Annotated in this window: 14 protein-coding genes and 1 pseudogene; 9 read left to right on the top strand and 6 right to left on the bottom strand. The window is 55.5% G+C overall.

Annotation, left to right across the window (positions count from 1 at the left end):
- Positions 1-47: 47 nt before the first annotated feature.
- The 3 genes from V7Z75_RS03740 to V7Z75_RS03730 all read left to right on the top strand — a co-directional run bounded on the left by V7Z75_RS03740 (position 48) and on the right by V7Z75_RS03730 (position 2830).
- A complete protein-coding gene (locus V7Z75_RS03740) occupies positions 48-1382 on the top strand; it encodes a PQQ-dependent sugar dehydrogenase (RefSeq protein WP_334107266.1) in 1335 nt (444 codons plus the stop codon).
- An 80-nt stretch (positions 1383-1462) separates the two neighbouring features.
- Positions 1463-2053 (top strand): DUF3828 domain-containing protein, encoded by a 591-nt coding sequence (locus V7Z75_RS03735; protein ID WP_334107265.1) that lies wholly within the window; start codon positions 1463-1465, stop codon positions 2051-2053.
- 156 nt (positions 2054-2209) lie between these two features.
- A complete protein-coding gene (locus V7Z75_RS03730) occupies positions 2210-2830 on the top strand; it encodes an HD-GYP domain-containing protein (RefSeq protein ID WP_334107264.1) in 621 nt (206 codons plus the stop codon).
- Positions 2831-2857: 27 nt separating this feature from the next.
- Here the strand turns inward: V7Z75_RS03730 and glnE are convergent, their stop codons facing one another.
- Positions 2858-5599, bottom strand: a complete 2742-nt coding sequence (glnE, locus tag V7Z75_RS03725) for a bifunctional [glutamate--ammonia ligase]-adenylyl-L-tyrosine phosphorylase/[glutamate--ammonia-ligase] adenylyltransferase (protein WP_334107263.1) — start codon at positions 5597-5599, stop codon at positions 2858-2860.
- Between the two features lie 113 nt (positions 5600-5712).
- Between glnE and acs the strand changes: the two genes are divergently transcribed.
- The gene (acs, locus tag V7Z75_RS03720; protein ID WP_334107262.1) at positions 5713-7677 is read left to right on the top strand and encodes an acetate--CoA ligase; all 1965 of its coding nucleotides are present in this window, start codon (positions 5713-5715) and stop codon (positions 7675-7677) included.
- Between the two features lie 3 nt (positions 7678-7680).
- A complete protein-coding gene (locus V7Z75_RS03715) occupies positions 7681-8424 on the top strand; it encodes a lipopolysaccharide kinase InaA family protein (protein WP_334107261.1) in 744 nt (247 codons plus the stop codon).
- A 116-nt stretch (positions 8425-8540) separates the two neighbouring features.
- Here the strand turns inward: V7Z75_RS03715 and serS are convergent, their stop codons facing one another.
- From serS to V7Z75_RS03690, 5 genes are all read right to left on the bottom strand, one after another.
- Complete coding sequence (gene serS, locus V7Z75_RS03710; RefSeq protein WP_334107260.1) at positions 8541-9836, bottom strand: serine--tRNA ligase; 1296 nt, start codon at positions 9834-9836, stop codon at positions 8541-8543.
- 441 nt (positions 9837-10277) lie between these two features.
- Positions 10278-10526: a hypothetical protein gene (locus tag V7Z75_RS03705; protein ID WP_334107259.1), complete on the bottom strand. Its 249-nt coding sequence runs from the start codon at positions 10524-10526 to the stop codon at positions 10278-10280.
- A gap of 204 nt (positions 10527-10730) precedes the next feature.
- On the bottom strand, positions 10731-12032 hold the full coding sequence (locus tag V7Z75_RS03700; RefSeq protein ID WP_334107258.1) for a replication-associated recombination protein A: 1302 nt from the start codon (positions 12030-12032) through the stop codon (positions 10731-10733).
- A gap of 47 nt (positions 12033-12079) precedes the next feature.
- Positions 12080-12688, bottom strand: coding sequence for an outer membrane lipoprotein chaperone LolA (gene lolA, locus V7Z75_RS03695; protein ID WP_334107257.1), 609 nt, complete (start codon positions 12686-12688; stop codon positions 12080-12082).
- 21 nt (positions 12689-12709) lie between these two features.
- Positions 12710-15007, bottom strand: coding sequence for a DNA translocase FtsK (locus V7Z75_RS03690; protein WP_334107256.1), 2298 nt, complete (start codon positions 15005-15007; stop codon positions 12710-12712).
- Positions 15008-15350: 343 nt separating this feature from the next.
- On the opposite strand from V7Z75_RS03690, the gene V7Z75_RS03685 reads away from it, so the two are divergent.
- From V7Z75_RS03685 to V7Z75_RS03670, 4 genes and pseudogenes are all read left to right on the top strand, one after another.
- Positions 15351-15821, top strand: a complete 471-nt coding sequence (locus V7Z75_RS03685; RefSeq protein ID WP_334107255.1) for a Dps family protein — start codon at positions 15351-15353, stop codon at positions 15819-15821.
- Positions 15822-15864: 43 nt separating this feature from the next.
- Positions 15865-16815 carry a thioredoxin-disulfide reductase gene (trxB, locus tag V7Z75_RS03680; protein ID WP_334107254.1) on the top strand — a complete coding sequence of 317 codons (951 nt, stop codon included), beginning with the start codon at positions 15865-15867 and terminating at the stop codon, positions 16813-16815.
- Between the two features lie 45 nt (positions 16816-16860).
- Positions 16861-17412, top strand: coding sequence for a Smr/MutS family protein (locus V7Z75_RS03675; RefSeq protein ID WP_334107253.1), 552 nt, complete (start codon positions 16861-16863; stop codon positions 17410-17412).
- A gap of 193 nt (positions 17413-17605) precedes the next feature.
- A pseudogene (locus V7Z75_RS03670) lies at positions 17606-18253 on the top strand (TolC family protein); the annotation flags it as partial.

Genomic DNA, 18253 nt, shown 5'->3' with positions numbered 1-18253 from the left:
AGAGCATGCTCAGATGTCCTATCTGAACACCGTCAAGGATTACGCTCATGCGCCATATATTACTCCCCACTCTGATGACGCTCACCCTCGCTGCCTGCGGCGATGTTGCGCAGCTTCCTGTTTCGGCAGGCATGGGCATCAAGCCGGAGCTGCCGGAGCCTCGCCCCGGACTGATTCCCACAGTAAATATCGCTTCCGTGGTCGGCTGGCCTGAGGGCGCTACGCCCATCGCTGCGGAAGGCATGAAAGTCAATCTATTTGCCCAAGGGCTGGATCATCCCCGCTGGTTGTATGAGCTACCGAATGGCGACATATTGGTCGCGGAAACCAACACTCCTTCCAACCCAGATGCAGGCTTTAGCCTGGTCCGCTGGATTACTGGAAAATTCATGGCGCTTGCCGGTGCAGGCGCACCCAGCGCTGACCGCATCACATTGTTACGTGATACAAACGGCGATGGCATTGCCGATCAACGCTTCGCCTTTTTAGAGAATCTGCATTCCCCCTTCGGCATGGCACTGATCGGCAACACATTTTATGTTGCCAATACCGATGCCATCGTCACTTTTCCTTATCAGAATGGAGATACCAAGATCACCGCCCCACCTGTCAATTTGATTGACCTTCCCAGCCAGTCGCCAAACTATCATTGGACCAAAAACATCATTGCCAGCCTCGATGACAGCAAGCTATATGTCACCGTGGGCTCCAACAGCAATATTGGCGAAAACGGCATGGAGATAGAGGAAGGCCGCGCTGCCATCTGGGAAGTCGATACCAAGTCCGGCCAGCACCGCATTTTCGCCTCTGGATTACGCAACCCAAATGGTCTTGCCTGGGAACCGGACAGCGGCGCATTGTGGACTGCAGTCAACGAGCGCGATGCCATCGGCAGCGATCTGGTGCCTGACTACATCACCTCGGTGCAGGATAACGGTTTTTATGGCTGGCCTTACAGCTATTACGGTCAACATGTGGATGTCCGCGTGCAGCCGCAGCAGCCCGAGCTGGTAGCTAGTTCCTTGGTACCAGATTATGCTGTGGGAGCGCATACTGCCACATTGGGCCTGGCTGTCGCGCACGGCAATACCCTGCCATCGCAATATGCCAATGGTATGTTCATCGGTCAGCATGGCTCATGGAACCGCAAGCCAAGCAGCGGCTACCAGGTCTTGTTCGTACCGTTTGCCAATGGCAAGCCCAGAGGTATGCCTATCGAAGTACTTACTGGTTTCCTTAATGAAAAGGGCGAGGCACAGGGAAGGCCGGTGGGCGTGCTGGTCAATCAGGAAGGCGCGCTGCTGGTCGCTGACGATGTAGGCAATGCCATTTGGCGCGTGACCGCTGCAAGTCCAGCGCAACAATCAAACACAGCGAAATAATGAAATATTGCAGGGAATCTTTCCCGACTTCATCCAACCACTTCATTTTGGCTTGTTTACACTTTTGGCAGCATGGTCTAATGCGCCATTCCGCATCCATCGCGTTCATTGCCGCCATGAATACTATGACCAAACCTTTCCTGATTCTTACCCTTGGCCTCAGCCTGCTGAGCGCACTTCCGGCCAAGGCAGCCGCATCCGACAAGGATGAGGCCAGGGAAGCTGCCGTGAGTTTTTTTGAAGATTACGCCGCACTGCAAAAAACCAATAAAGTCGTCGGACTGCCCAACATGCAGCAACTGGATGCCATTTCCCAGCACTTCATCCCCAAACTACATCGTATTTTCTATATAGCGCTACGCGAACAACACCGCTGCCGCAGCCGCGATAGAGATACTCCATGGACCAGCGGCGACCTCTTCACCTCCAACGATGCAAGCTTCACCAGCTTTACCATTGACCCCAGCATCACCAACCAGTTCGGACGCCAGGCCACCATTCATTTCACGCTGGATCAACAGGGCACCTCCCAGCGCTGGAATGACGAGGTCATCCTCAGAAAAGAAAATGGCAAATGGATGATCTACGATATTGAATACCATGCTCCGTTTGCCCCTCACAAAGCCGGCAAAAGCCTGCAATCCATCATCGATAAAAATCCAGCCTGTTGAATCTTTAAGATATTGTTTCCATCATGCATGTTATGTGGTAACGTAAGCGCCTGATGATTTGGAAGCATAATATTTAGCTTCGAACGGATTTACAATTGATAGCAGTACCGCATTCCCAGCAGCTATTTTCCCTGGCAATCTCCCTGGAGAACACTCTTGTCAGATAGTTTTCAGCAGGCAGTTCCCTCATCTTTCGAGTCTTATCTTGCTCAATCTGCCAATGCACTTTTCCTGGCATTGGACGAGCGCGACAACCATACCCAGCAACATTGTGACCGTGTTTCCATATTGGCGTGCGAAATCGGCACTGCTTGTGGTTTTAGCCAAAAAGAACTAAGTGTGCTTGCTGTCGGGGCACGCTTTCATGACATAGGTAAAATCGGCATCCCGGATTATGTCCTGCTCAAGCCCGGGCCGCTGACAACCGCAGAATGGGAGGTCATGAAAATGCACCCGGCCAAGGGAGAACGCCTGTTCCGCAACACCTTGCACCCTTATGCCAGCGAAATTGCCACTGTCATCAGGCATCACCACGAGCGTTTTGACGGCAGTGGATACCCGGATGGCTTGTCCGGCGACCATATTCCCCTGGCTTCACGCATCCTGGGGCTAGCCGACATCTATGACGCCATGGCAACGACACGGCCCTATCACCGTGCCCGCACACATCGTGAAATCATGGATTTCCTGCTAGAAGAAGACGGCACCCGTATCGACCCGGATGTCTTCGCCTGTTTTCACAATATTATCGAACACAGCCCGGCGCGAGTAGCCTGATTAATTCCCGGCCAATCAAGCCGCTAGCTAATCAATCCGCCCGAATACCTGTTGCCATAGGTTTCGAACTGCCGCCACTTTCTCGCTGACCTTATCCAGCGGCACGCGTGCCTTCTGGTTCCCCTGCAAGCGGATGGCATGCTGGCGGCGGCGGTAATCGCGATAGTTCTGCGCCACCTGGTGCGCCAGTGCCGCATCCACCAGCCCCAGCCCGCCCAGCATTTCCAGCAAGGCAATATTCCCCAGATTACGCGTCAACTCTCGATATTGTGACGCGTAAGCCAGCACCAGGTATTGCACAATGAACTCGACATCCACGATGCCGCCACGATCATGCTTGAGGTCAAACAGTTCGCCGTAGTTGGGATGCGCCTGGTGCATTTTCTGGCGCATGTTAACCACCTCGGTTTTCAGCATTTCCTTATCCCGCTGCTGACACAGCACATCCTCGCGAATCTGCTCGAACACCAGGCCAATCTCCGGCTTACCGGCGCAGAAACGCGCGCGAGTCAATGCCTGGTGTTCCCAAACCCAGGCTTTCTCCTGCTGATAGGTCCTGAATGCCTGCACGGAACTCACCAGTAAGCCGCTTGCGCCATCAGGCCGCAACTGCATGTCGGTTTCATAGAGAATGCCAGCTGAGGTCATGCTGCCAAGCCAGGTATTCAGCCGTTGGCCGAGCTTGGCATATACCTCGCCCGCCTCCGGCGCGTCATCATCATAGAGGAAAATAATATCCAGGTCGGAAGCATAGCCAAGCTCCTTGCCGCCCAGTTTGCCATAACCAATGATGGCAAATTGCGGCTCTTCACGATGGCGCTGCCGCAGGCTGGGCCAGATCGCCTTGATCGCCACGTCGAGGATGATATCGGCCAAGGCGCTCAGGTAATCCGACAGCGTTTCCAGCGCCAACTCCCCGGCCACATCCTTGGCGGCAAACCGGAACACGGCGGCATGCTTGAATTGCCGCATCTCGTCCATTTGCCGCTCGACATCGCCGGACAAGGTCATGACCCTGCGTTCCAGGTCCGCATGCATGGCGGCAAAGTCCGGCGTTGCATAGAGATTGCGTGTATCGAGCAATTCGTCCAGCAAAATCGGGTGCCGGGTCAAGTATTGCGCCAGCCATGGACTCGCGCCCACGATGCGCGTGACCAGTGTCAGAGCAGAGGGATATTCAACCAGCAATGCAAGGTAACTGGCGCGGCGGCAGATGCTGTCCAGCAGGTCTGCCACGCGGATCAGCGCCTTGTCAGGCTCGGGTTCCTGCGCCGCTTCAGTGATTGCAAGTGGCACCAGCGCGTCAAAACGCTGCCGGCTGATTTCAGGCAACTGCTTGTAGCGCGGGCTATCATGCAGACTCAACAGCTTGCGCAAGGTTTCTTCCGGCTCGGCATAGCCCAACTGCGCCAGCGCAGCACTGGCATCTTCGCCCTCAATCGAGCGTTTCCATAAAGCCATTTCCTGCTGCGGCTCATCCTCTTCGCTGCGCTCATCTGCTGGGTCGCTGAATACTTCCTCAAAATGGTGTTGCACCAGATTGCGATGCTGATCCAGAGCCGCCAAGAATGTCTCCCAATCGGCATAGCCCATGCCCAGCGCTATCCTGGCCCTGTTTTCTTCGCTTGCCGGCAAATCCTGGGTTTGCGCATCCTCCAGATATTGCAGCCTGTGCTCCAGGTTGCGCAGGAATACATATGCCTGCTTTAGCTCAATCACTGCCGCTGCTGTCAACAATCCCTTTTCACCCAGCAAATCCAGCACCGCCATGGTTGGTCGAATCTGCAAACTGGCATCGCGCCCGCCACGCATGAGCTGGAACACCTGGGCAATAAACTCCACTTCGCGTATGCCGCCGCGCCCAAGCTTGATATTGTCATGCATGTCGCGCCGGTTAACCTCGCGCTGTATCTGCATCTTGAGGTCGCGCATGGAGGCGAACACGCCGAAATCGAGGTATTTGCGGAAGACAAAAGGCCGCAACATCTGGCTCAGTCCTTGGTCTGGCCCCGCCACTACCCTACCCTTGATCCAGGCATAGCGTTCCCATTCGCGCCCCTGGTTCTGGTAATACTCTTCCAGCATGGCAAAGCTGCATGCCAGCGGCCCTTCAGAGCCATAAGGCCGCAAGCGCATATCGACGCGGAACACGAAACCATCTTCGGTAATTTCATCAATCGCAGCAATCAGGCGCTTGGCGAGCCGTGTAAAGAAATCCACATTGCTAATGGATTTTTTCGTCCCGCTGGTTTCGCCATCCTCGGAAAAGGCAAAGATCAGGTCAATATCCGAGGAAACGTTGAGTTCGTTGCCGCCCAGCTTGCCCATACCTACCACGATAAGCTGCTGCGGCTCCCCGCTTTCCTCGCCAACAGGCACGCCATACTGCGCCTGCAGCCAGGGCGTCAGATGCTGCAAGGCATATTGCAGCGTGACTTCCGCCAGCGCACTTACCACATGCATCACCTCATCCAGATCAGCAAGGCCATTCAGGTCGCGCACGATCAGGCGCAGCATGACCCGCTGCCGCAATTGGCGCAGGGTATGCTTGAGGCTGGCATCGTCCGTGACGGCTTGCTGCGCCAGCCAGTCACGCATCTCCGCCGCTGCCCAGGGCTGATGCATGGTAGCCGCCAATTCCGGAAGCAGATCTGCATCGCTATTGACGAGACGCGCAATGAAAGGGCTGCATTTCACGGCATGCAATAAATACTGTTCATCCCGCGATAAGCCTGTATCTGGCTGCAAAATCTGTGATAGTGTGCGCATCTTTAACTTGTAAATAAAATGTTATTATTTGTTTCTGAAAGTAAATAATGGGAAAATATCCCGTTCAAGTCATGAATCATCGTTGCATTATAGAGTTTTAAAGGAGCATTTTTATGTCGTCGATAGTATCCGTGCTGACGGAATCACGTGTTTTTGCACCGCATGAAACATTCCGCCAAGCCGCCAGCGTATCAGGTATACAAGCCTATCAAGCCTTGTGCGATGCAGCTGAGCAGGATTACATCGGCTTCTGGGCTGATCTTGCCCGACAGGAAATCAGTTGGCAAACTCCCTTCACAGAAATCCTGGATGAATCAACTGCTCCATTCTATCGCTGGTTTGCCGACGGCAAACTCAATGCTTCCTATAATTGCATTGATCGTCACCTAGAAAAAAATAGTGACAAGATCGCGCTAATCTTTGAGGCCGATGACGGCACCATTACCAATATCACCTACCGCGGGCTACACCAACGTGTTTGCCGCTTTGCCAATGCCTTGAAGAAACAAGGCATAACCTTGGGCGATCGCGTGGTCATCTACTTGCCGATGAGTATAGAAGCGATTGTTGCCATGCAAGCCTGCGCGCGTATTGGTGCTATCCACTCGGTCGTGTTCGGCGGATTCTCCGCCAAGAGCCTGCACGAGCGCATCGTCGATGTCGGCGCCAAACTGGTAATTACCGCAGATGCCGCCATGCGCGGCGGCAAAGCCGTCACGCTCAAGGCGGCTGTGGATGAAGCCCTGGCACAAGGCGGTTGCGATGCTGTGGAAAAAGTCATCATCTATCGACGTACCGACCTCGACATGGCTTGGGACAGTGCGCGCGACCTCTGGTGGCATGACATCGAAGCAAGGGAAAGTGATGTCTGCGAACCGACCTGGGTGGAAGCGGAGCACCCGCTCTTCATCCTCTACACATCCGGCTCCACTGGCACCCCCAAGGGCGTACAACACTCCACCGGCGGCTATCTGCTCGGCGCCATCATGAGCATGAAATGGGTATTCGACCATAAGGCCGACGATATTTTCTGGTGTACCGCAGATGTAGGCTGGATCACTGGCCATAGCTATGTAGCCTATGGCCCATTGGCGTTAGGCAGCACGCAAATCGTATTCGAAGGCATCCCGACCTATCCTGACGCTGGCCGTTTCTGGCAGATGATCGAGCGCCACAAGGTAAGCATTTTCTATACTGCGCCTACCGCGATCCGCTCCCTGATCAAGCTAGGTGGCGAACTGCCTCACAATTACGATCTCTCCAGCCTACGTTTGCTCGGCACAGTAGGAGAGCCAATCAATCCCGAAGCCTGGATGTGGTATCACACAGTCGTAGGCAAGGAGCGCTGCCCGATTGCCGACACTTGGTGGCAGACTGAAACCGGTTCGCACATGATCGCCCCATTACCCGGCGCTATCGACCTCAAGCCCGGCTCCTGCACCCGTCCCCTGCCCGGCATCATCATGGATATCGTGCATGAAGATGGCTCCCATATCGAAGGCACTGGCGGCGGCCTGCTGGTGGTAAAAAAACCATGGCCTTCCATGATCCGCAATATCTGGGGCAATCCGGAACGCTTCAGAAAAGCCTACTTCCCCGAGGAACTCCATGGCCTCTATCTGGCTGGCGACTCTGCGCACCGTGATGAAGACGGCTACTTCTGGATTATGGGCCGCATCGATGATGTATTGAATGTGTCTGGACACCGCTTGGGCACCATGGAAATCGAATCCGCCCTGGTCGCTAACCCATTGGTTGCGGAAGCCGCAGTGGTCGGCAAGCCCCATGACATCAAGGGTGAATCCATCGTGGCCTATGTCGTGCTCAAGGGCGCACGCCCTGAAGGTGAAACAGCCAAGACCGTTGCCCAGCAACTACGCGACTGGGTGGGCAAAGAAATCGGCCCGATTGCCAAGCCGGATGAAATCCGCTTTGGTGAAAATCTGCCCAAGACGCGCTCCGGCAAGATCATGCGCCGCTTGCTGCGCTCGCTGGCGAAAGGTGAAGAAATCACCTCGGACATTTCCACGCTGGACAACCCCGCCATTCTGGAACAATTAAAGCAATCCAGCATTTAGCGTATGACAACCTGGCAACTACAACCTGAATTCCATCACTTGCGCGGCTATTTTGGCTCACTGGACGATATATTCAAGCTGGATGGTCCGCAGGTAAGCCATGCCCGCGACTTCTCGGAAGCCATTCGCGTAGAAGTGAATGAACAACAATATTACGTCAAACGCTATCAAGCCGCAGGCAAGGGTATCCGGCGTTTCCTCGGTACTCCACGCATCCAGCGGGAATGGGAAAATCTTCTATCTTTTGATGCATGGGGCATCCCTACCGCGCCGATCGTTGCCTACGGCATGGAATATAGTTACGGCCTGTTCAGGCGCAGCGCCATGATCACGGCAGCCATTCCGAACAGCATTGACCTGCTCTCGCTCGCCACCAGCAACGACCCTCGCCTGCGCGACAGGCAATGGGTGGATCACATCAGCAAGCAGATCGCCGTCATCACGCGCACGCTCCATGCAAAGCAATTCATTCATGGGGATTTGAAGTGGCGCAATATCCTCGTCAACGGAAACGGGGATATCTTCCTGATCGACAGCCCCTGTGGCACGACATGGTCAGGAAGTTTCTTGAAATACCGCATCAAGAAGGAAATTTTCGGTCTGGACCGTTATGCCCGAAGGTTCGGTCTTAGCCGCAGCCAAAGGCTGCGTTTTTTCCTGCTGTACCTGGATACTCCGCGGCTGAACAACAAGACAAAATCCTGGCTGCGGGAAATCATGGCCTACCGCTTCCGCCGCGATCAATAAACAGGGCAAGAGCAGCAGCTAATATAAATTAACTCCCCAGTCCCCGCTCTTTCTATCCTGCCCTCGCCTGCCGCAATATTCAAACAAGGTTTACGGCAACCCAACCATGGCAGATTCTATTCCGCGCTGATGACTGCTAAACCGCCCATATAAGGACGCAGCACTTCCGGCACCGTTACGCTGCCGTCGGCCTGCTGATAATTTTCCAGGACAGCCACCAACGTGCGGCCTACAGCCAAGCCGGAACCGTTCAAGGTATGCACCAGTTCTGGCTTGCCGTTTTCATTGCGGAAGCGCGCCTGCAACCGGCGGGCCTGAAACGCCTCGCAATTGGAGATCGAGGAAATCTCGCGATAGGTGTTCTGGGCAGGCAGCCACACTTCAAGGTCATAGGTCTTGGCCGCGCCGAAACCCATGTCGCCGGTGCACAGCAGCACGGCACGGTACGGTAACCCCAATGCCTGCAGCACATGCTCGGCATGTCCAACCATCTCCTCCAGCGCCTCGTAGCTTTTTTCAGGGTGGGCGATCTGCACCATTTCCACCTTGTCGAACTGGTGTTGGCGTATCATGCCGCGCGTATCCCGGCCGTAAGAACCTGCTTCCGAGCGGAAGCAAGGAGTATGCGCCGTCAGCTTGATCGGCAGCTCATCCAGCGCTACGATCTCGTCGCGCACGGTATTGGTTAGAGTGACTTCCGAAGTCGGGATCAGATACAGCGTTTCGTTGCTATCGCTCTCCTGTCCGCCCTTTTGCGCGGCGAACAGGTCGGCCTCGAACTTAGGCAATTGCCCCGTCCCGCGCAAGGTCTCGGCATTGACGATATAGGGCGTGTAACACTCGGTGTAGCCGTGCTTTTCCGTCTGGGTATCCAGCATGAACTGCGCCAAGGCGCGGTGCAGCCGAGCAATCTTGCCGCGCATCAGGGTGAAACGCGCGCCTGCCAGCTTGGCGCCAGTATCAAAATCCAGACCCAGCGGCGTGCCGATATCGGTATGGTCCTTGACCTCGAAATCGAAACTGCGCGGCGTGCCGACCCGGCGCACCTCGACGTTATCCTCTTCCGACTTGCCAACCGGCACGCTCTCATGCGGCAGGTTGGGCACATTGAGCAGCAACTGCTGCAATTCCGCCTGTATCGCTGCCAATCGCTCCTCGTCCGCCTTCAACTGCGCGCCCAGGCCAGCCACCTCGGCCATGATGAGCGCCACATCCTCGCCCTTGGACTTGGCAATACCAATCTGCTTGGAAGTGGCATTGCGCTTGGCCTGTAAATCCTGGGTGCGGGTCTGCACCGTCTTGCGTTCATTCTCCAGCGCGGTAAAAGCGCTGGTATCAAAAGCAAAACCCCGGCTGGCAAGACGCGCCACCACGGTATCAAGGTCGTTGCGTAACTGCTGGATATCTAACATGGAAATTCCTGGTATTGATTGCAAATATACAGATGCACACTGGATGATTGTATTGGCACGGGACGCGTTCTTTTGCCCCGCATCCCTGATTTTTTGCACATTTTACTTCAAGTCGAAACTTTATGAAGGAGGCCATGCCACACCCCAAGTGTCAATTAGTCCGGTAGCAAGGGAAAATCAGGGAGATGACTATGCTCTTGCCGCATGCATGTAGTCTGGCAAGACGACCCATCCATGCATGGTGCAAGGATGGGTTCTGTTGACCTTGATAATGCCTTCCTTTAAATATCCAATGTGCTGAACCAGCAAATCGTTGTTTTTGCGTTCAAGGCAATTCATCATGAAAAAGGATGTTTAATCCCAATCATTCATACGGCGCGCTTGCCTTTACAAGGCGAGTACGCCGTACGAGCTAAACATTGATCGTATCAATAAAGCCCGTCAGTCGAGAAACCAGTTAGTAACATAAATCACTAGAAGGGCTAGAAGAACTAGAAGAACTGAGAGGGCCAGCATCATTGCCAACTTTTTCATGAAGCTTGGTTTATCAAATACCATGCCTTCTGCTTCCCTCACCCTCCTCTCTTCATCAAAATGCCATTTAATAGCAAAATAGGCTCCAATACCTAATACAATAAGCTTAAAAGCTCCAGCAAAGTATGGAAAGAAGTTAGCCCAACTGCCGTTCATTATCTATCTCCATTAAATTCAATATCGATTTTGCGGCAGCATAATCAAAGGTTCATGTTTAGTGCGCACCCAAAGTCAGGCGTTCTAGCTAGCGCAAGTCTACTGCTCGCGCTAGCTGTCCATAACTCTTTTGCAATACCTGTAGCAGAGAAACGCCAGAGCATATGGCCCCTTCATCCGTCTTTTAATTGTTGGACAGGCTCATTACTTGTCAGCCTCTTCATCCCACTTTCTCAGCAGCGCCAGCTTCTCGCCTATCTTGCCCTCCAGGCCTCTTGGCGTAGGCTGGTACCAGCCCGGCTCCGCCATATCGTCTGGCATATAGGTTTCCCCAGCGGCATAGGCATTCGGTTCGTCATGGGCATAGCGGTATTCATGCCCGTAGCCAAGCTCCTTCATGAGTTTGGTCGGCGCGTTGCGGAGGTGCACAGGCACTTCCCGGCTTTTGTCTTGCCTGACGAAAGCCTTGGCCTGGTTATAGGCCATATAGCCTGCGTTGCTCTTGGCGGCCACGGCGAGGTAGATGACGGCTTGCCCGAGTGCGAGCTCGCCTTCCGGGCTGCCTAGGCGTTCGTAAGTCAACGCGGCGTCATTGGCAATCTGCATGGCCCTGGGGTCGGCCAAGCCGATGTCTTCCCACGCCATGCGGATAATGCGCCGCGACAGGTAGCGCGGGTCGGCGCCGCCGTCCAGCATGCGGGTCAGCCAATAGAGCGCGGCATCGGGGTGGGAGCCGCGTACCGATTTGTGCAGGGCGGAAATCTGGTCGTAGAAGTTATCACCGCCCTTGTCGAAACGGCGACTGTTCAGGGTCAGGGCATTCTGGATGAAGTCGGCGTCGATCTTCTCCACGCCGGAGGCCTTAGCAGCCATGGCACATTGCTCAAGCAGGTTAAGGAAACGCCGCGCGTCTCCGTCGGCGTAGCCGATGATGGTATCCACTGCCAAGTCGTCGAACTGCAAGTGCGCCAGGGCTTGTTCCTGCACGCGCTTGAGCAGTTGCTTCAGTTCGTCCTCGGTCAGTGATTTGAGCACATAGACCTGCGCACGCGACAGCAAAGCGGAGTTCACCTCAAAGGAAGGGTTTTCCGTGGTGGCGCCGATGAATGTCACCAGGCCGCTTTCCGCGTAAGGCAGCAAGGCGTCCTGCTGAGATTTGTTGAAGCGGTGGATTTCATCGACAAACAGGATGGTGTGCCTGCCGCGCGACAGGTTTTGTTCAGCCTGTTCCATGGCGGCGCGGATATCCTTGACGCCGGAGAACACTGCGGACAAGGCGATGAACTCGCAATCGAACGCTGTGGCTGTCAGCCTTGCCAGCGTGGTCTTGCCAACGCCAGGCGGCCCCCAGAAAATCATGGAGTGCGGCTTGCCGGATTGGAACGCCAACCGCAACGGCTTGCCTTCACCCAGCAAGTGCGACTGGCCGATCACTTCGTCCAGGGTTTTCGGGCGCAGTACTTCCGGCAACGGCGCCACGGGTTCCTGGGTGAAGAGGTCAGCCATGGTATTTTCTCTTCAGATGTATTTCTTGCAACCTGGGCAGCATGACATTACTCACCCACGACATCCGCGCCTGCGGGAACCTTGAATTTAAAGCTGCCGCTGTTCAGGGATGGATTGCGTTCCAGCTTGCTAAAGTGAATGGTAGTGGTGTGGCCAAAGCTGTCATGTAATTCCATTTTCTGCAGCCCATTGCCGCTGAACCCCAGCAGCACCTTGTCGAAACCACTTTCCTCAGCCTTGGGCACGGCCTGCACCCACTCCAGCCCGTCCGAACGGCCCGGTACGGCAGTCAGGGTGAAGTTGCGCTCCGCGTCCTGCGCCCCGGCCAGCAATGAAGCCGGGCTGGAGCCGATGGCCTTGTTCATGGCGCGTACCGTCACCTGGTTGAGGTCGGGGTCGTACAGCCAGACCTTTTCGCCGTCGCCGATAATCTGCTGCACATAGGGCTGGTCATAATCCCAGCGGAACTTGCCCGGGCGCTGCAACTGCATATTGCCCTGCACTTCCTGCACCTTGCCGCCTTGCGCATCCGTCACCACCTGGTGGAAATGCGCCCGCATGGCATTGGTGGACTTGAAAAACGTCTTGAGCGACTCGATGCCGTCCGCATGGGCCAGTAACGGCACGGCCATCAACAATGCTGCTATCAACCTCATGCCTGCTGTCTCTTTCGCTGCTTAATCATGGTTATTCGGGGCAATCACTTCGCGGTTGCCGTTACTCTGCATGGCGGAAACCAGGCCGGCCCGCTCCATTTCCTCGATCAGGCGCGCAGCGCGGTTGTAGCCGATGCGCAACTGGCGCTGCACGGAGGAAATCGAGGCGCGACGCGACTTGAGCACGATCGCCACCGCTTCGTCATACAGCGGGTCGGCCTCGCCTCCGCTTTCGCCCAGCTCGCCGCCTTCCCCGCCGTCTTCGCTCCCGCCGGTCAGTATGCCTTCAATATAGTTGGGTTCGCCCTGCTGCTTGAGGTATTCCACCACGCGGTGCACTTCCTGGTCGGATACGAAGGCACCATGCACACGCTGCGGGTCGCTGGTGCCGGGAGGCTGGTAGAGCATATCGCCCTGGCCCAGCAAGGCCTCCGCGCCCATCTGGTCGAGAATGGTGCGCGAGTCGATCTTGCTCGATACCTGGAACGCCACGCGGGTGGGAATATTGGCCTTGATCAGGCCGGTAATCACATCCACGGAAGGCCGCTGTGTCGCCACTACCAGGTGGATGCCGCAGGCTCGCGCCTTCTGCGCCAAACGCGCAATCGGCTCTTCCACCTTCTTGCCCACCACCATCATCAGGTCGGCCAATTCGTCGATTACCACCACGATCAGCGGCAACTCTTCCAGCGGCTCCGGCTCATCCGGTGTCAGGCTGAACGGATGAGGGATTGAGGTGCCTTCCTTCTCCGCATCGCGGATTTTCTGGTTATAGCCTGCAAGGTTGCGCACGCCGAGCATGGACATCAGCTTGTAGCGGCGCTCCATCTCTGCCACGCTCCAGTTCAGGGCATTGCCCGCCTGGCGCATGTCGGTAATCACGGGCGCCAGCAGATGCGGAATCGCGTCGTAGACAGACAGCTCCAGCATCTTGGGGTCGATCAGGATCAGCCTGACCTTGTTCGGCTCAGCCTTGTAGACCAGGCTCAAGATCATGGCGTTGATGGCCACCGATTTGCCTGAGCCAGTCGTCCCCGCGACCAGGACGTGCGGCATCTTGGCAAGGTCAGCCACCACCGGCTTGCCGGAAATATCCTTGCCCATCGCGATCGCCAGCGGCGAACTGACATCGGCATACACCTGCGAGCCAAGAATCTCGGAGAGATAAACGATCTGGCGCTTGGGGTTTGGAATCTCCAGGCCCATATAGGTCTTGCCAGGGATCGTCTCGACCACGCGCACGCTCACCACAGACAACGCACGTGCCAAATCCTTGGAAAGATTGGCGACCTGGCTGCCCTTGACTCCTGCTGCCGGGTCGATTTCATAGCGGGTAATCACTGGGCCGGGCAACGCGGTCACTACCTTGACCTCGATGCCGAAATCCATGAGCTTGCGCTCAATCAGGCGCGAGGTGAATTCCAGCGTCTCGGCGGACTGCACTTCCACCACGCCGGTCGGCTCGTCCAGCAGGTGCAGCGGCGGCAATGGCGAATCGGGCAAGGTTTCGAACAACGGCGTCTGCTTTTCCTTTTGCACCCGCTCGCTTTTCTCGATCTCGAACGTCGGCGGCACTTCGATCTGCACCGGAGGCCGGTCTTCCGTGCGCTTGCGCTCGCTCACGACAAATTCGGTGCGCTCCTGCTCGGCCCTCTTTCCCAGCTTGCGATCCTGGTAATCCTGCCAGCGTTCAATGATGTAGTGGTAGCTGAATTCGAGACCCGCGCCGAGTTTTTCCGCAATCTTGATCCACGACCAGCCCGTGAACAGGCTGAAACCTACCGCCAGCAGTAATAACAGCAGCAAGGTTGATCCGGCAAAACCCAGCATGGCCTGCAGGCCGGTATCCACCAGAGAACCCAGCATGCCGCCTGCCACAGTCGGCAACTCCATGGCAATGGCGTGAAAATGTCCGGCCTCCAGCGCGGCTGAGGACAACAGCAACATAAGAAATCCGGACAGGTTCAGCCAGATCAATGGCTTACGCTCTTCATTCACGGCCTCAAGGCGCAAATACACCAGCCACATGGCATAAAATGCCAATACCACCCACCACCAGGCGGAAAAACCGAACAGATAAAGCAGGATATCCGACAGCCAAGCGCCCAGCGCGCCACCGGCGTTTTGTGTGGCATCGCTATCACTGGCGATATGCGACCACGAAGGATCGCTACTATGATATGTCAACAGAATCAAAGTCAGGTACAGGCCAACCACAACCAGCACCAGCCACCAAGCCTCCTTGACGATACCAGGAGTAGCTTCGGGTTCGGCCTGACGGCGGCTATTGAGCGGCGTGCTTTTTTTCTGGAAAAACAAGATGGTTCGGTATCCGGGACAAAATTAAGCAGCGCTGATTATATCAGTATCATTCCTATTTCGGACCTGTCTGCTACTTCCCTGCCAACACCAGTTTATCCTCACCATAATTAACAGTGTCGACAAGCCATTCTGGATGAGCAGCCATGACGATTGAGTTTTTCTATCATCCAGATAAACACAATCAATTTGCACCTATTACGTACTGACGCCTACACTAGCAGAACTTATCGCGAAACTTAGTAATTGTCAGGAATGTCTGATATAAAGCATGACTGGAAATCACCACAGTCACGTTCAGCATGATGTATTTCATACACCTCATCAATAAGGAGAAGTTAAGATGGTAGACATTGGCATCAGCGAAAAAGATCGCAAAAAAATAGCTGAAGGACTTTCCCGCTTTCTAGCAGATACTTACACCCTGTATCTCAAAACCCATTACTTCCACTGGAATGTAACAGGTCCACAATTCCGCACCCTGCACCTGATGTTCGAGGAGCAATACAACGAACTATGGGCTGCTGTTGACCAGATCGCTGAACGCATCCGCTCGCTGGATTTTCCTGCACCGGGTACTTACAAGGAGTTCAGCAAGCTGACCTCCATCGAGGAAACCGATGGCATTCCCCATGCCCAGGATATGATCAAGGCATTGATTGCCGGCCATGAAGCCGTTGTGCGCACAGCCCGTTCGGCCTTCCCCATTGCAGACAAAGCCGCTGACGAAGCCACGGCAGACCTGCTGACCCAGCGCCTGCAAGTCCATGAAAAAACCGCATGGATGCTGCGCAGCATGCTGGAAAAAGCCTAACTATTAACCAATTTAATTATTGCATCCTAGGAGTACTCACCGTATGGCAACAAAACACGCTCGCCTGCTGATTCTGGGTTCCGGCCCGGCGGGTTATTCTGCCGCTGTGTATGCAGCACGCGCCAACCTGAAACCCGTGCTGGTTACCGGCCTCGCCCAGGGCGGTCAGCTCATGACCACCACTGAAGTCGATAACTGGCCCGCTGATGCCGATGGTGTCCAGGGGCCAGAGCTGATGGCGCGCTTCCAGAAACACGCTGAGCGCTTCAATACGGAAATGGTTTTCGACCATATCCACACCGCCAAGCTGACCGAAAAACCCATCCGCTTGATCGGTGACAGCGGTGAGTACACCTGCGATGCCCTGATTATTGCCACCGGCGCTTCCGCCAAATATCTCGGCCTGCCTTCCGAAGAAGCCTTCGCCGGCAAGGGTGTTTCTGCCTGCGCCACCTGCGACGGCTTTTTCTACCGTAACCAGGAAGTCGCAGTGGTCGGCGGCGGCAATACAGCTGTCGAGGAAGCCCTTTATCTGGCCAATATCGCCAGCAAAGTGACCCTGGTACACCGCCGCGACAAATTCAAGGCAGAGGCCATCCTGGTGGATAAGCTCATGGAACGCGTCAAGGAAGGCCGCATCGTGCTCGAAACCTTCCATACGCTGGATGAAGTGCTGGGCGACGACTCAGGCGTCACAGGCATGCGCATCAAGGATGTCAACAGCGGCGCCACCAAGGAAATCGCGCTGCAAGGCGTATTTATCGCGATTGGCCACAAGCCCAATACCGATCTTTTTGCAGGCCAGCTGGACATGGAATGGGGCTATATCATTACCAAGGCCGGGCGTGAGGGCAACTTCACCGCCACCAGCATTCCAGGCGTTTTCGCCGCCGGCGATGTACAGGATCACATCTATCGCCAGGCTGTCACCAGCGCAGGCACAGGCTGCATGGCAGCTCTCGATGCCGAACGCTATTTGGATCAATTGTCATAATCCAGAAATCCCCGCAGGCTAAACCTGCGGGGATTCTTTGCAGGTATGGCTGAGCACGACGATGACATTGAAGATGATGAAAGCAGGCTGTTTCTTGACGCCATCAAGGGCGCTCGCCCGCTGAAACCCTCCCGCGTTTACCATACCCCGCCCCCGCCTAAACCCAAACCCATTCCCCGCCAGTTTCTGCGCGACGAACGCCAGGCGCTCGCAGACTCACTGAGCGACGGCTATATCCCCGCCCATGAAATGGAAAGCGGCGAAGAGCTGCTGTACCTGCGCGAAGGCCATTCGCCCGATATCCTGGGCAAACTGCGCCGCGGCCATTGGGTCGTGCAAGCCACCATAGACTTGCATGGCATGGTCAGTGACGAAGCCCGGCTCTATGTCGCCGAATTCCTTTCTCACTGCAAGAAACGCGGCATCCGCTGCGTGCGCATCATCCACGGCAAGGGCCTGAGCTCCCGCAACCGCGAGCCAGTCCTGAAGCACAAGCTGCGCAACTGGCTGATGCAGAAAGATGAAGTCATCGCCTACGCCCAGGCACGCCAGCAGGATGGCGGCAGTGGCGCAGTCATCGTATTGATCAAGGCTTAAATACTGCCTTCCCTACCCCTCAACCTTTCCATTTTGTCAGCCTATTGCCAGGCTGCATTAAGGCTGGCCTAGGGCAACTCTGCCAATATTCAAATCCGGCAAATTAAAGTTAATGAATCTGTAAACTAAAGCGTTTTAGTCGCGTTTACTATTCACCGCACACCCGTGTCCTGAATGGAAAGAGAGATTCTGCATGCCATTGCGTCACTTGGCGTTTACCAGTCTCATCGTGTTAAGCCTGAACCTGCCTCCCGTACTTCATGCTGAAGAAAATACCCCGCTCGGTGCCTTGACCTTGCCGCAAGCCAGCGAGCTGTTCTATCGCAACAACCGGGAGCTCCTACTTTCGCGGCGCAACGTGGAAGGCGCAAAAGCGGATTCCCTTGCTGCCGCGCAACGTCCCAACCCGACCTTCTCGCTCAATACCAGCAATTTCAGCTATTCCAGGAGCAATGGCAGCAGCAATCTCAACGACAAGACGTTGGATACCATTGCCCGCATAGACCAGCCCATCGAGCGCGGCAACAAGCGTGGCCTACGCATGGCCATGGCCGCCAGCGCGGTGCAGGCAAGCAAACTCGAACAGACCGATAGCCTGCGCCAGCAGAAACTGAATCTCTAGACCGCTTTTTACAACCTGCTGCTGGCGCAGGAAACCGAGCGCATCCTCACGGAAAACCAGGCGCTGTATGACAATATGCTCAAGGTGGCGGAGCTGCGCCTGAAAGCCGGGGATATTTCCAGCACGGATACCGCGCGTATCCGCATCGACGTGCTGCGCGCGCAGAATCACCTGCGCCAGGCGCGTGCCGACAAGGAAAAAGCCCAGGCGGACCTGGCT

It is taken from the genome of Methylobacillus sp. (assembly GCF_036844465.1).
Classification (GTDB): domain Bacteria; phylum Pseudomonadota; class Gammaproteobacteria; order Burkholderiales; family Methylophilaceae; genus Methylobacillus.
Note: the sequence above shows the minus strand (reverse complement) of the source record. Positions and strands in the feature narration are given on the sequence as shown.

Bases quoted from the DNA above. Each gene is read 5' to 3' on its own strand.
- V7Z75_RS03735 (WP_334107265.1), top strand. From the start codon at position 1,463: ATGCGCCATTCCGCATCCATCGCGTTCATTGCCGCCATGAATACTATG.
- V7Z75_RS03700 (WP_334107258.1), bottom strand. From the start codon at position 12,032: ATGGCTGACCTCTTCACCCAGGAACCCGTGGCGCCGTTGCCGGAAGTA.
- lolA (WP_334107257.1), bottom strand. From the start codon at position 12,688: ATGAGGTTGATAGCAGCATTGTTGATGGCCGTGCCGTTACTGGCCCAT.
- V7Z75_RS03675 (WP_334107253.1), top strand. From the start codon at position 16,861: ATGGCTGAGCACGACGATGACATTGAAGATGATGAAAGCAGGCTGTTT.
- glnE (WP_334107263.1), bottom strand. From the start codon at position 5,599: ATGCGCACACTATCACAGATTTTGCAGCCAGATACAGGCTTATCGCGG.
- V7Z75_RS03705 (WP_334107259.1), bottom strand. From the start codon at position 10,526: ATGAACGGCAGTTGGGCTAACTTCTTTCCATACTTTGCTGGAGCTTTT.
- V7Z75_RS03685 (WP_334107255.1), top strand. From the start codon at position 15,351: ATGGTAGACATTGGCATCAGCGAAAAAGATCGCAAAAAAATAGCTGAA.
- acs (WP_334107262.1), top strand. From the start codon at position 5,713: ATGTCGTCGATAGTATCCGTGCTGACGGAATCACGTGTTTTTGCACCG.
- V7Z75_RS03740 (WP_334107266.1), top strand. From the start codon at position 48: ATGCGCCATATATTACTCCCCACTCTGATGACGCTCACCCTCGCTGCC.
- serS (WP_334107260.1), bottom strand. From the start codon at position 9,836: ATGTTAGATATCCAGCAGTTACGCAACGACCTTGATACCGTGGTGGCG.
- trxB (WP_334107254.1), top strand. From the start codon at position 15,865: ATGGCAACAAAACACGCTCGCCTGCTGATTCTGGGTTCCGGCCCGGCG.
- V7Z75_RS03715 (WP_334107261.1), top strand. From the start codon at position 7,681: ATGACAACCTGGCAACTACAACCTGAATTCCATCACTTGCGCGGCTAT.